Origin of the sequence: Paenibacillus sp. FSL R5-0475, assembly GCF_038004585.1 — a bacterium.
Lineage (GTDB): Bacteria > Bacillota > Bacilli > Paenibacillales > Paenibacillaceae > Paenibacillus_AQ.
On the sequence record NZ_JBBORK010000001.1, the window covers coordinates 3,889,114 to 3,902,016 of the forward strand.

Below are 12,903 nucleotides of genomic sequence, written 5' to 3' on the forward strand. Positions count from 1 at the left end.
ATTGAAGGTTAGAGAAGATCCGCTGCCAATTGGGCCAAGCGGGAACGCTCGCCTTTTTCCAAAGTAATATGTCCGCTAATCCCTTGCTGCTTAAACTTCTCAACAATATAACTAAGTCCGTTACTCGCAGCATCCAGATACGGATGATCGATTTGCTCCGGATCACCCATAAGAATCACTTTACTTCCTTCACCCGCTCTGGAGACGATTGTCTTCACCTCATGACGGGAAAGGTTCTGAGCTTCATCAATAATAATGAACTGCGCAGGGATTGAACGGCCACGAATATAAGTTAAGGCTTCTACCTGAATGCTGCCTAAGCCCATTAAGATTTTATCGATATCGCCAGCTTTTTTGGTGTCGAACAGAAACTCCAGATTATCATAAATAGGCTGCATCCAGGGTCTGAGCTTCTCATCCTTCTCTCCGGGTAAATAACCAATGTCTTTACCCATAGGAACTACTGGACGAGCAATAAGCAGTTTTTTGTATTTATGCTCATCCTCAACTTTGAATAGTCCGGCAGCAAGCGCCAATAATGTCTTCCCTGTACCAGCCTTACCCGTAATGGTTACAAGCGGGATTTCATCATTGAGAAGCAGCTCCAATGCCATTCGTTGCTGAGCATTTCGTGCGCTGATCCCCCAAACTGAATCATTGCCCAGATAAAGCGGCTCCAGACGGGTCGCATCACTATTCACTTTAAGAAGAGCTGATTTGCCCGTGCCTATCTCATCCTTGAGGATCACAAATTCATGAGGGTACAAGGGATATGACAACCCGAGCTGTTTAACCGTTAAAGAGCGGTGACTGTAATATTCATCAATCAATGCCGGATGTACCTGCAGAGATTGGTAACCAGTGTAAAGTTCATTTAAATCTCCAGTACGATCTGACAAGTAATCCTCTGGCGTGATTCCTAGCACATCCGCTTTAATGCGAACCAGCACATCCTTACTCACAAGCACTACGGGACGCGGATCAGGCTTCTCTTTCTCTTCGATTAAATAGTTGAGAGCTACAGCCAAAATCCGATTGTCGTTAGATACCTCACCAAACATTTCCTGTACCTTCACAAAACTGCGATGGTTAAGTTCTACCTTCAGCTTGCCTCCATGCTCCAGCTCCACACCACTATGCAAATGACCTAGCTCACGAAGTCCATCGAGCAATCGGGAAACCGTGCGGGCATTTCGACCGATTTCGTCAGCGTTGCGCTTTTTGGAGTCGATTTCTTCCAGCACAACCGCCGGAATAACCACCTCATGCTCCTTGAAAGAGAAAATCGAATTGGGGTCGTGCAAAAGCACGTTGGTATCTAGCACAAATATCTTGTTCATATTATCCCCTCCACAGCGCCTGGTTTGATTGATCATACATAACTCTTTCCGCCAAGGGAAAAGATAAGGTACAGAAACGATCTTGGCTGAAAGGAGTAATCACATATGAGAAAATCAATGTGTCTGTTGCTGGTACTGCTGCTATTGACAAGCTGCGGTATCGCTAATAAAAAGACATCACCCTCTCCTCAGAATAAACAATCTGCGAATGCTGTAAAGGGTACGGGAAACCATGAGGTTCGGCAATTGGCCAACGATGGTGCAACTAATCCTAAGGCCACCTCAAAAGCTGGTCACACCGTCAGTGTTAAGGGCGAAAGTGAAATTGCACTTAAGGACCATTTTGAACAGTTAGCCAAAAGAGTTCCTGGTGTGAATGGTGCACACTGTGTAGTCATGAACAAGGTAGCCATTGTAGGTCTTGACGTAGAAGGTTCTCTAGACCGATCACGTGTTGGAAGCATTAAATATTCTGTAGCGGAAGCTATCCGCAAAGACCCGAGAAGTGTACGTGCACTTGTCACTGCCGATATGGATCTCTCCAGCCGCTTAGCGGACATGAGCCGCCATATCTCTCAGGGACATCCAATTTCCGGATTCTCATCCGAACTGGCTGATATCATCGGTCGAATCATGCCGCAGCTGCCAGAGGATACTAAGCCGATTAAAAATGCACAGTAGAGGACAAAAAAAGCCCAGTGATATTCTCACTAGGCTTTTTTCATTGCAGCAAATACTTGTCCGTCCAGCTTCTCAGCGGCACGTCCATCATAAACCTTTGCATATCTTGGGGCGGATTCAAGCTGCGCTCCATAAAAAAGCGCGTTACGCACCGCCATAATTTCAACATCAAAGCAGCACATCTTGAAAGGTACATCCTGAAGTGGATCCTGCTTTACAACGGCAGTGCCGTTAATAGCATAGACAGTACCCTCACCGAACACAGTGACGGTTACTAACGGGTTGACCTTCATGTTGTTCACGAGTCTGGAACGATGATCTACAGCCAGACGCACAGTACTAGGACTAACTGCATAAATCCACGAAATGGCCGTGGACGTTGGACCTCCTGATTCCGCATCAACTGTGTTGAGAAGAACAAAAGTTTCCGATTGCAGCATCGATAACAAGGTTTCGTTCAGCTGAGCAACGGCTTCGGACATAAGTACTGGCCCCCTATGCGGCGTAAATTCATTCAATTTATTATATTATAGCACAGGCTGAAACTTGCATTCAATTTTAGGGCGAAGTGTTATTAAGGACTTTAAGGCGCCTCAGTGGATTCTGAAGTGGAATTAGCAGAAACTCCTGCTAATCGATCCTGCAAGCTTTTCTTGGCAGCCTCAAGCTCCTCATCATTAATATATACATACGGACTTCGCCACGTTCCAGTCACGGGCTTGAATTCGATATCATCTTTGGAAATCTTCCAATAAGTCGCAATCATATCTTTAATCTGCGAATTTTCGATATCAGTCTTCATATTACTATCCACTGCGTCAAGCACCTTGCCTATCTTTAATACTCCACCAAGCGATTGCATCTGATCCACCAGTGAATGAAGGACCTCATTCTGACGTTTGTTTCGATCAAAATCATCTGAACCCTTAGTCTTAGGCTTGCAATTAGATTTACGGTATCGCACATAATCTAGCGCTTTATCTCCATCAAGCTCCGCCGGACCTTTTTTCAAATTGATATTCGTACCGTCAACGCTGTCTGTATAACACATATTATCGCTAATGTTGACTTTGACTCCACCAAGCTCGTCCACCACATCGCGGAAGCCTTGAAAATCCAGAATCGTTGTATAATCTACGTCAATATCTAGATATTTACCCATCATTGTCTTCATCTCATCTTCTGCCAAAATACCAGAAGAATCTTCTTTCCCCTTAAAGCGAGCATAGAATTCGTTAATCTTCGTCTGCTTGTATCCATTGAGCTCAACTAAGGTATCGCGCGGAAGAGAGACAATGGTTGCTGATTTTGTCTTAGGATTAAGCGCTGCAACCATAATAACATCTGTCAATCTAGATTGATGTTTTGGTCTATTATCCGTACCCAGGATAAGCATCGTCAGTGGTTTTTCTGTAGCCGAATGTCCTGGGGCAACCGTTCCTTTACTACCTGCATTAAAGACCCCATTTTCAAGCTTCCAATACAGATAGCCCCCGTAGCCCAATACGCCAAGAATCGCAATAATGAGTAAGGTTAACAGGATTCTAACTAATCTGCCAAAAAAGCCTCTCTTTTGCGGTTTCTTCTTTTTTTTCTTAGGAGCACCCTTCACAGGCTGTTTTCTATTATTCGGTTGTTGACCACTTGCTCGTGGAGGTAAACTGCTGTTTCGTGTACTCATAGTAGAATAAAGTCCTCTTCATTTCATTTGGAATTAAAATTGCTACACTTAAATAGACGTTGCATAAGCAGTAAAAGTTTCGATTACTGTCTTTTTGCTGCAGCTGCAGCCTTTCTCTTCTGTCGAGCTTCTACGATATAACGTATCCGTACCATCAGCATTAATCCGACGGCGACCAGCAGACACTGAATGATCGGTAGCTTATCATGTTGAAAAATGAGGAGCATGCCGGAGCCAATTGCCATCATTATGTACAGCATAATCTCTTTGCCAATCGATAACTTTTGATTCACACGAAATACCTGATTATACACAAATGTAAGCAATATAAAAATAACAATATAAGCGACGATTGGATGCTCAGCAAACCAGACTTGCATAGATACCGCACTCCTCCCAAATTTAAGATACGTTTACATTATATCATCAGTAAGGGAAGTTTTTGTTATAAAAAAAACCGCCGAAAGTTACACCTCCGACGGCTCTTTACTATAATAAGCTGATCTTACGCGTTTGCTTGTGCCATTTTACGTTGCTTCTCTACACGTTCGCGTTCGCCTTTGTTCAGAATCTTTTTGCGCAAGCGAATGGATTTAGGTGTGATTTCACAATATTCATCATCATTCAAATATTCAAGTGCGCCTTCCAAAGAGAAGGTACGTGGTGTCTTCATTTTTACAGTATCGTCCTTACCTGAGGTACGCATGTTGGTAAGTGCTTTTTCTCTACAGATGTTAACGATAATATCGTTATCACGGGTATGCTCGCCTACGATCATACCTTCATAAATTTCTGTACCTGCATCCAAGAAGAGAATACCACGATCCTCAACGCCCACTATTCCATATTGTGTTGTTGATCCAGTCTCACTGGCTACAAGCACACCTTGATGACGTCCGCCAACTTGACCAGCAACCAGTGGAGCGTAGCTATCAAAAGCATGGTTCATAACGCCGTAACCACGTGTCAAAGTCAAGAAGTAAGTGTTGTAACCAATCAAACCACGTGCAGGAATCAGGAACTCCAGACGTACTTGACCCGTACCGTTGTTAATCATGTTGACCATTTCGGCTTTGCGAGTGCCCAGACTTTCCATAACAGAGCCCATGCTTTCTTCAGGAATGTCAATCATAAGACGCTCAAGTGGCTCCGATTTAACACCATCGATTTCTTTAATGATTACTTGTGGTTTAGAAACTTGCATTTCATAACCTTCACGACGCATATTCTCGATCAGAATACCAAGGTGAAGCTCACCGCGTCCAGAAACGATAAATGCATCAGGACTATCCGTTTCATCCACACGCAAACTCACATCTGTCTCAAGTTCTTTAAAGAGACGCTCACGCAGTTTACGGGAAGTTACCCATTTACCTTCTTTACCAGCAAAAGGACTGTTATTCACAAGGAAAGTCATTTGCATCGTAGGCTCGTCGATCTTAAGAACAGGCAGTGCTTCTGGATTCGCTGGATCAGCAATGGTCTCACCAATGTTAATGTCCTTGATCCCTGCGATAGCAACGATATCCCCTGCGCCCGCTTCTTCTGTTTCAATACGTTTTAAACCTTGGAACCCGAACAATTTCTCAATACGTGCGGTTTTACTCTTACCGTCACGCATAATTACAGTTACAGATTGACCTTGTTTGATCACACCGCGGTTTACACGGCCAATAGCAATACGACCCAAGTATTCGTTATAATCCATCAACGTTACGAGGAATTGAAGCGGGTCTTCTACACTTTCAGTTGGAGCTGGGATATGCTCAACGATTGTTTCGTAAAGTGAAAGCATTGTTTCATCTTGCTTCTCAGGAACCATGCTTGATGTACCATTAAGAGCAGATGCATAGACAACCGGGAATTCCAATTGTTCGTCATTTGCTTCAAGTTCGATGAACAAATCGAGCACTTCATCAATAACTTCCTTAGGACGAGCAGCTGGACGGTCAATCTTGTTCACGACAACGATCGGTGTAAGTTTTTGTTCCAATGCTTTACGCAGAACGAATTTCGTTTGCGGCATGCAGCCTTCATAAGCATCAACAACCAGCAATACACCGTCAACCATTTTCATAATCCGTTCTACTTCGCCACCGAAGTCAGCGTGTCCAGGTGTATCCACAATATTGATCAAAAACTCTTTATAAGTAATTGCTGTATTTTTAGCTAGGATTGTAATTCCGCGTTCCCGCTCGATATCGTTAGAGTCCATAGCGCGTTCTTGTACGTGTTCGTGTGCGCTGAAGATCCCCGATTGCTGAAGAAGCTGATCGACGAGTGTTGTTTTGCCATGGTCAACGTGGGCAATGATCGCAATGTTGCGAATATCTTTTCTTGAATGCATGATTTGTATCCAAATCCTCTCATTTATCAAATTAAAACTGTTAAAATTCTTAGCATGTCACGGCAGTCTCACAAAAGAAGCGCCAGGCAGAAAGCCGACGCTTCAACATAACATTAATATTATAGTGAAAGCACTATGAAAAGCAAGTCTTTTTATGAAAAAAACAGTTGGCAAATTCCGTTTTTTTTCACAAGATCCAACATTAATTAACTTCGATACCATCTATTTCGGCCACGAGTTCTACCCCGACCTGTAATCAGCCAAATTCCTGCCACGATGAATACAATACCAATTAGATAGATTACACCCGTACCCATAAGACTGAAAATACAAAGCGCTATGCTTAGAACGCCTAATATTACAGCAATTGCAGATAGTCCCCCTGACCGTCTTGGAGAATTTATGGAATATTCATACAGACCTACGGCAATGCCGAGCAGAAGCACAGGCCATAAATATTTCATAAGCCCCCATCCCCATATATTGCAAAGACCAAACAATAAACCATATACCGTTAATATTCCCGCGGGAATCAATACTGTTGCCGAAGCGCGGCGGCTAAAAAATAACATATGTAGAACCAATCCTGGAAGTAAAATCACTAGCGGCCAAAGGGCTCGTCCCAAAAATCCGAATACCCCCAGCTTACCGAATAAAATCAAGACGCCCGCAGCTACAATGAATATACCTAGTCTCATGTCATTCTTGGAAGACATCCTTCACCCATCCCTTCAAATTCACGTCTACCTCATTACCTTGCCGTCTCATACCCAGAAAACGACAGGATTCTTATTCATATATTATCTGAAACATACACAAAATGCCATCACTGACCATGCAAAATATCCCCACAAAGTGGCGCTTTGCTTCGATGCGTACTCAGGTACTTTGCGGGGGCCCCAAATATATACTTTCTGATACGTCAAAAAAGGACGATTCCAATTTATGGAGATGTCCTTGTAGTATTGCCTTTTATTGCAATTTATTAACCTACTGATGTTGTTCTTCGTTTAATTGCTCCTGTAACAACTACTAATATTCCTAAAGCGATCGGCAGTATGGAATGCGTGGATGGGAGCAAAAAGGAGAGCATTGTCCCTAATTTTGCATCCTGAAGCATCATATCACCTGCTGTAAAGGCTAAAATATAAGCGCCGATAAATACGAGTATCGGAAATCTATGCAGCCACCCCACAATAAGGCCACTTCCCCATACGACAATCGGAATGCTGAGCGCAATCCCGATGGTAATTAAAGCCAAATCCCCTTTGGCTAGACCGGCAATTGCCAGGACATTATCAAGACTCATAATAAAATCAGCCACGAGAATCGTTCGGATGGATTTCCATACGGAGGATGTTTCCGCGACTCTAAGGTCCTCCTCTTCTTCCAGCAGCAGCTTGAACGCAATCCATAGCAGCAGAATTCCTCCTCCAGCCTGGATATAAGGGATTTTCAACAGTAATACCGCGACAAAAGTAAGCAAGCAGCGCAGAATAACAGCTCCCGCAGCTCCCCACCATACCGCAATCTTCCGGTGCTTCTCCGGAAGGTCCTTACTGGCCATCGCGATGACCATAGCATTATCTCCACTCAGCACAAGATTGATCATCAATATTTCACCAAGGAGCAATAATGATTCCATTCGCTTTTACCTCCCCGAATCACATGTAACTACATGTATGTTCGGAAGTGACAAGCTATGCTTCCTGTCCAACTTTTTTTTGAGGATGAAAGCATGTATGCCCCTTTTTTTGCGTATACAAAACTAAGCATATCTTCGTGCTCATCTTAACTAACTTTAGGGGTGACTATGCCTTGAATACATCCATATGGGAGTTTGTATTATCACTGCTCAATATTATTTTTCTAGATCTCATTCTGGCGGGAGACAATGCCATAGTCATCGGACTTGCAGCGCGTAATTTGCCGAACAGCACTCAAAAAAAAGCAATTGTGCTTGGAACAGCAGGTGCCGTCGTATTACGGATTTTCGCAACGGTTCTGGTCGTATGGCTATTAAAAATCCCTTGGTTACTGCTGGCAGGCGGGATTTTACTTATTCTAATTGCCTATAAGCTATTAACAGATGAGAACAATTCAACGAATATCAAGGCTGGTCAAAGCTTAGGGGCCGCTGTGGGTACAATCATTCTAGCCGATGCTGCGATGGGACTGGATAATGTCATCGCCATTGCGGGAGTCGCTAAGCACAATATCTCTCTAGTTGTCATAGGACTGTTAATCAGCGTTCCAATTGTGGTCTGGGGAAGCACTCTCTTTATTAAATTAATCAACAAATATCCATGGATTATTTATATTGGCTCAGCAGTCCTAGGGTTTACAGCCTCAAGCATGATTACAGATGAGCAGCAGCTATCCCCATTTTTTGAGCAGCATCCACTATTGAGAGCTCTGTTTATATTTGTGATCATTGTTGGCATCTTAATTGGAGGACACTGGAGACGCCAATCAAGCCATAATAATTCAAAAAAGCTGCCTCAACCGTAGATGTTGCTACGAATGAGACAGCCTTTTGTTTATAATATTAGAACCATTCTTCCTGTAATCCAGCCTGAGCACTTACTACATCTTTAGGCTTCTCATCTCCATACGGAGTGATCAGCACGGTCTCCGTGGCTTTAATCGCTGCTTCCAGTAATGCAGAGTAACCTGGGAGCGTAGCTTCAATCTTATCTACAATCCGTAAATTCGGATTCGTTGTAGGTGATTTAGGTACAAATAATGTACAGCAATCCTCATAAGGAAGAATTGACAGGTCATAGGTGCCGATATTCTTAGACAGCTCCACAATATCACTTTTGTCCATCATTACCAGCGGACGTAAAAGAGGAAGTTCTGTCGCACGACCGATCACATTCATACTTGGTAACGTCTGGCTAGCAACCTGTCCAAGACTTTCACCGGTTACGATCGCGAGGGCACCCTCACGTTCAGCAAGCTGTGTAGTAATTCTCAGCATAGCTCGACGCATCAACGTAATAATCAGATTATCCTGACCTATTCCGGTAAAAGATGTCTGCACCTCTGTAAAAGGTACTAAGTGTAGCTTGATGACTCCCGCATATCGTGACAATACCCGCGTAAGATCAACCACCTTTTGCCGGGCAAGCTCACTCGTATAAGGATAACTATAGAAATGTACGCACTCCACTTCGAGTCCACGACGCATGGATGACCAACCGGCTACAGGACTATCAATGCCTCCGGACAGCAATAACATCGCTTTTCCATTCGTACCAAGCGGAAATCCACCAACACCAGCAATATTTTCACAAAATATAAAAGTATGACCTTGACGAATTTCGACTTTCAGCTCCAATTGAGGTGACTTTACATCCACAGTAAGTCCGGAATAGCCTTGCAGCAGTGGTGTCGAGACTAGCTTATTCATCTCCATGGAGCCATATGGGAACTCTTTCCACACCCGGCGTGCATTAACTTTAAATGTAGTTCCCGGTGCAGGAGCGATGATCTCCAAAAAATGACGGCTGACAGCCACAATATCCTCGAGATCTGACTTGGCCACCTTTACCGGACTGACAGAAGCGATTCCGAATACATTCTTCAATGCTTCTACCAATGGCGCAGCAGTTTCTCCATTCAGTTCCACGTAAATTCTTCCAAATTCTTTGGTTAGAACCACCTTTGGATATGGCTTAATCATTTCTTTCACATGACGTAGTACCGTTTTCTCAAATCTGGCACGGTTTTTGCCCTTTAATGTAAACTCCCCGAAACGCAAAAGCAGCATATCGGCATAATCAATACTATTGGCACTGCCTTTAGCAGATTCTTGATTCATCACACTCATTAGTTACTTCATACCTCCTTCAGCAATCTTTAAAGCTCGTACCGCAGTAATTAGTGCTTTCTCAAGCGCTGCGACATCTTCTTCAGTGTGACTATCACCGAAACTGATGCGGATGCCTCCTGAAGCTACAGAGACATCTTTCCCCATAGATAATAGAACACGACTAGGTTCTGCCAGCCGGGAGGAGCAAGCCGATCGAGTAGAAACAGCCATCCCTAGTTCCTCCAGCTTACGGGCGAACACTTCCCCTTTCATGCCAGGGTATGAGAAATGCACAATATGAGGGGCTCCATCCTCTCTGCTGTTTATAACAAATTCAGGAACGCTGTGCAAGAAGCGTAACAGCCGATCCCGAAGTGGGAGCAATCGGGCATAGAAGGTTTCGCGCTGCTCAACACCCATCCGCACGGCCTTGGAAGAAGCAACAATTGCAGGTACATTCTCAGTTCCAGCACGTAGTCCCTCTTCATGAGAACCACCTGAAAGTAAGGGGAACAGTTGGATTCCTTCTTTAATATAGAGAAGCCCCGCTCCGCGAGGACCTCGAATTTTGTGAGGAGACAAGCTGTAAAGATCCGCTTCCCATCCTTTAAGGTCAACAGCAAGCTTACCATATCCCTGAACGCCATCCACATGAAATAAGGTTCGTGAATTTACGGATTTAATCAGCCTGCCAATCTCCATCAGCGGCTGTATTGTTCCAATTTCATTATTTACATGCATCACACTTACGAGTACCGTATCACGCCGTACTGCAGCAGCCACTCGCTCTGGATCAATCATTCCAGTGCTGTCAGGCGCTACAAAAGTAATCTCCCAGCCATTTTGCTGCAGCTGCAGACAACTTTCATACACAGAGGGATGTTCTATTTCCGTAGTTATCAGATGACGTCCTCTTGACTGATATTGCAAAGCAGCACCTTTAATGGCTAAATTGTTACTCTCCGTAGCCCCAGATGTAAATAGGATCTCCTTTGGTTGTACAGATAACGCAGCCGCGCATACTTCTCGTGAACGCCTGATCAGCTTTGCCGCTTCACTACCGGCACGGTGTAAGGAGGACGGGTTAGCATAATGCAGCTTCATAATTTGTTCCATCGTCTTCACCACGTCTTCATAGGGTGGTGTGGCGGCGGCATAATCCCAGTAAAGCATATATCGATTGTCTCCTTTACTTCTTTAAAGTACAGAATCATTCTTTTTTAAATTTCGAAAAAGGATCAAACGGTGATCCCAAATACCAACATGTGGTTTAAGGGAAATACCCGTTTGATCCTTTTTATTATACAGCGTATTCCGCGCGAGCGCGTTCTATTTTAGTGAGATAAGACTGCGTCTCTTTAGGGAGCAGTGTAAGTTTCTCCAATAATTCTTGATCATTGCTTACTCCAAGGTTAATTACCCTTGCAGGCCCTGCATTGTAAGCCGCTAATGCCATCTTTTCCTGTCCGTCAAAGCGTTTCAATTGATAAGACAGATAGCGTACACCACCATCAATATTTTGAGCAGGATTGAATGAATCAGAAACCCCTAAACCACGCGCTGTTCCATCCATTAATTGCATTAATCCTTTAGCACCAGCCGAAGAGACAACGTTTGGATTAAAGGAAGATTCTGTATCAATTACAGCTTTTATCAAATCGACTGGCACCCCGTACTTAGCACTCGCCGTTTGAATCAGATCATCATAGCTTGTTGGTTTAGTATCCGTTATTTCCCCGGAAATTACACTATCGATGCTTTCAGCTGTTCCGATCTGTTGCCATAACAAGCTACTAACTGATGAAGCATCCGGAAGTGACGTCAAGAAGTTTGTATCCCCGCCATTAGACGAGTTAGAAGATAAAGCTTGAAGCATTGCTGCAAATTGAGAGGCTGACGCGCCCGATCTTTTAGTTTCATTTGCTGAGCTACTCTTGTCGGTTGCACTCTTTAAGCTTACCCATTTAAGCTGCCCTAACCCATTGGTTACAGCGGGATTAATCTCCATACCGGCGCACTCCTTTGATCCTGTTGAATCATATCTATTGGTCTAACCTTAGATTTCGATGAATTACGGCTTAATATTACATTTTATCCGAGATTATTGCTATATGCTGGAATGAAAAACAGACTTCAGACCCTGATATTTAGGTCTAAAGCCTGTTATAATTCAAACTTACCAGTTCATTTTTAGCGAGCAAAGGGTATCATCACAAAGTAACTAAGTGTGGATACAATCCCTAACCCCATTGCCCATGCCCCAAGCGTTTTTTGCTCCTTGGCATATGCATAATAACCAATCACAACTGAAATGGGCCCAAGTATGATGGACCAGAGAAACAAGGAGGCAATACCCATAGCTAGCCCAGTATAACCTATCGCTTTGCTTCCACTATATTCCTCTTCATGCTCCTTAGCTTCACTCGCCACGCGTGGTGTTGTATCCCGGATCGGCATCGAAACCGGATTCACCTCTGCGGCATATTCCTCTTGATGTTCTCTGTCCCGGCGTGGATAGTCTACTCTGCGTGGACGCAAAATAACTTTTCTCGGACCGGATTGTTCATTTGATGAACCTGATTCATGTTCCTTTTCTCTGTCCATTAGGGCGGCCTCCTAGGAGTTCGGCTTAAATGTTAAACAGCATGTTGCAGACGATGTTGCGACTTGATCGTGGTGACCTTCATTCGTCATTTCTTCAGCATATTCTTCTTTAAATCCACTGCCAGCGTGCTTGTCGATCTCAATAATAATTTCTTCTGCCCGGCATAAATTATGCTCGCCCCAATAATGACAATTGCTTACACTGCATTTGACTAATGGCTTTACACTCGACATATTTATCACCTCGGCTTCATTATGTCCGCACGATTTACCCCCTATTCGACAGGATGGTTTCCAGTTGATGTAACGATGCCCACGCAAAATATCCCCACAAAGTGGGGGGGTTGCTTCGATACGTACTCAGGTACTTTGTCCGGGCCCTAAATATATAAATTCTAATACGTCAAAAAAGGATCAGCCCTCGTCATTATGA

14 protein-coding genes are annotated in these 12,903 nt (G+C 43.8%); 2 read left to right on the forward strand and 12 right to left on the reverse strand.

Features of this window, described 5'->3' with window-relative positions; translation table 11 throughout:
* Nucleotides 1–8: 8 nt before the first annotated feature.
* Nucleotides 9–1,340 carry a PhoH family protein gene (locus MKX41_RS17495; RefSeq protein WP_042190890.1) on the reverse strand — a complete coding sequence of 444 codons (1,332 nt, stop codon included), beginning with the start codon at nt 1,338–1,340 and terminating at the stop codon, nt 9–11.
* A gap of 105 nt (nt 1,341–1,445) precedes the next feature.
* Between MKX41_RS17495 and MKX41_RS17500 the strand changes: the two genes are divergently transcribed.
* The gene (locus MKX41_RS17500) at nt 1,446–2,021 is read left to right on the forward strand and encodes a YhcN/YlaJ family sporulation lipoprotein (protein WP_042190892.1); all 576 of its coding nucleotides are present in this window, start codon (nt 1,446–1,448) and stop codon (nt 2,019–2,021) included.
* 29 nt (nt 2,022–2,050) lie between these two features.
* On the opposite strand, the gene MKX41_RS17505 is transcribed toward MKX41_RS17500, so the two are convergent.
* From MKX41_RS17505 to MKX41_RS17530, 6 genes are all read right to left on the reverse strand, one after another.
* Entirely contained in the window at nt 2,051–2,503 is a 453-nt protein-coding gene (locus MKX41_RS17505; RefSeq protein WP_340972206.1) for a pyridoxamine 5'-phosphate oxidase family protein, read from the reverse strand.
* A 101-nt stretch (nt 2,504–2,604) separates the two neighbouring features.
* Nucleotides 2,605–3,702: an LCP family protein gene (locus tag MKX41_RS17510; protein ID WP_042190896.1), complete on the reverse strand. Its 1,098-nt coding sequence runs from the start codon at nt 3,700–3,702 to the stop codon at nt 2,605–2,607.
* Between the two features lie 83 nt (nt 3,703–3,785).
* The gene (locus tag MKX41_RS17515) at nt 3,786–4,082 is read right to left on the reverse strand and encodes a YlaH-like family protein (RefSeq protein WP_042190898.1); all 297 of its coding nucleotides are present in this window, start codon (nt 4,080–4,082) and stop codon (nt 3,786–3,788) included.
* A gap of 125 nt (nt 4,083–4,207) precedes the next feature.
* A complete protein-coding gene (gene typA, locus MKX41_RS17520) occupies nt 4,208–6,049 on the reverse strand; it encodes a translational GTPase TypA (RefSeq protein ID WP_042190900.1) in 1,842 nt (613 codons plus the stop codon).
* 206 nt (nt 6,050–6,255) lie between these two features.
* A complete protein-coding gene (locus MKX41_RS17525) occupies nt 6,256–6,765 on the reverse strand; it encodes a hypothetical protein (RefSeq protein ID WP_042190902.1) in 510 nt (169 codons plus the stop codon).
* Nucleotides 6,766–7,034: 269 nt separating this feature from the next.
* A complete protein-coding gene (locus MKX41_RS17530) occupies nt 7,035–7,694 on the reverse strand; it encodes a TerC family protein (protein WP_340972211.1) in 660 nt (219 codons plus the stop codon).
* A gap of 173 nt (nt 7,695–7,867) precedes the next feature.
* On the opposite strand from MKX41_RS17530, the gene MKX41_RS17535 reads away from it, so the two are divergent.
* A complete protein-coding gene (locus tag MKX41_RS17535) occupies nt 7,868–8,560 on the forward strand; it encodes a TerC family protein (protein WP_042190906.1) in 693 nt (230 codons plus the stop codon).
* A gap of 37 nt (nt 8,561–8,597) precedes the next feature.
* Here MKX41_RS17535 and thiI read toward each other — a convergent pair whose 3' ends face one another.
* The 5 genes from thiI to MKX41_RS17560 form a co-directional block, all read right to left on the reverse strand.
* A complete protein-coding gene (gene thiI, locus MKX41_RS17540) occupies nt 8,598–9,884 on the reverse strand; it encodes a tRNA uracil 4-sulfurtransferase ThiI (RefSeq protein WP_339266570.1) in 1,287 nt (428 codons plus the stop codon).
* Between the two features lie 3 nt (nt 9,885–9,887).
* Nucleotides 9,888–11,039, reverse strand: coding sequence for a cysteine desulfurase family protein (locus MKX41_RS17545; protein WP_339266573.1), 1,152 nt, complete (start codon nt 11,037–11,039; stop codon nt 9,888–9,890).
* 127 nt (nt 11,040–11,166) lie between these two features.
* Nucleotides 11,167–11,874 carry a lytic transglycosylase domain-containing protein gene (locus MKX41_RS17550; protein ID WP_076284776.1) on the reverse strand — a complete coding sequence of 236 codons (708 nt, stop codon included), beginning with the start codon at nt 11,872–11,874 and terminating at the stop codon, nt 11,167–11,169.
* A gap of 182 nt (nt 11,875–12,056) precedes the next feature.
* A complete protein-coding gene (locus tag MKX41_RS17555) occupies nt 12,057–12,470 on the reverse strand; it encodes a DUF5353 domain-containing protein (RefSeq protein ID WP_231573335.1) in 414 nt (137 codons plus the stop codon).
* Between the two features lie 12 nt (nt 12,471–12,482).
* Nucleotides 12,483–12,704, reverse strand: a complete 222-nt coding sequence (locus tag MKX41_RS17560) for a DUF1540 domain-containing protein (RefSeq protein WP_042190912.1) — start codon at nt 12,702–12,704, stop codon at nt 12,483–12,485.
* Nucleotides 12,705–12,903: the final 199 nt, after the last annotated feature.

Bases quoted from the DNA above. Each gene is read 5' to 3' on its own strand.
- MKX41_RS17550 (WP_076284776.1), bottom strand. From the start codon at position 11,874: ATGGAGATTAATCCCGCTGTAACCAATGGGTTAGGGCAGCTTAAATGG.
- MKX41_RS17500 (WP_042190892.1), top strand. From the start codon at position 1,446: ATGAGAAAATCAATGTGTCTGTTGCTGGTACTGCTGCTATTGACAAGC.
- MKX41_RS17545 (WP_339266573.1), bottom strand. From the start codon at position 11,039: ATGCTTTACTGGGATTATGCCGCCGCCACACCACCCTATGAAGACGTG.
- MKX41_RS17530 (WP_340972211.1), bottom strand. From the start codon at position 7,694: ATGGAATCATTATTGCTCCTTGGTGAAATATTGATGATCAATCTTGTG.
- MKX41_RS17505 (WP_340972206.1), bottom strand. From the start codon at position 2,503: ATGTCCGAAGCCGTTGCTCAGCTGAACGAAACCTTGTTATCGATGCTG.
- MKX41_RS17525 (WP_042190902.1), bottom strand. From the start codon at position 6,765: ATGTCTTCCAAGAATGACATGAGACTAGGTATATTCATTGTAGCTGCG.
- typA (WP_042190900.1), bottom strand. From the start codon at position 6,049: ATGCATTCAAGAAAAGATATTCGCAACATTGCGATCATTGCCCACGTT.
- MKX41_RS17510 (WP_042190896.1), bottom strand. From the start codon at position 3,702: ATGAGTACACGAAACAGCAGTTTACCTCCACGAGCAAGTGGTCAACAA.
- MKX41_RS17560 (WP_042190912.1), bottom strand. From the start codon at position 12,704: ATGTCGAGTGTAAAGCCATTAGTCAAATGCAGTGTAAGCAATTGTCAT.
- MKX41_RS17555 (WP_231573335.1), bottom strand. From the start codon at position 12,470: ATGGACAGAGAAAAGGAACATGAATCAGGTTCATCAAATGAACAATCC.
- MKX41_RS17495 (WP_042190890.1), bottom strand. From the start codon at position 1,340: ATGAACAAGATATTTGTGCTAGATACCAACGTGCTTTTGCACGACCCC.
- MKX41_RS17515 (WP_042190898.1), bottom strand. From the start codon at position 4,082: ATGCAAGTCTGGTTTGCTGAGCATCCAATCGTCGCTTATATTGTTATT.
- thiI (WP_339266570.1), bottom strand. From the start codon at position 9,884: ATGAGTGTGATGAATCAAGAATCTGCTAAAGGCAGTGCCAATAGTATT.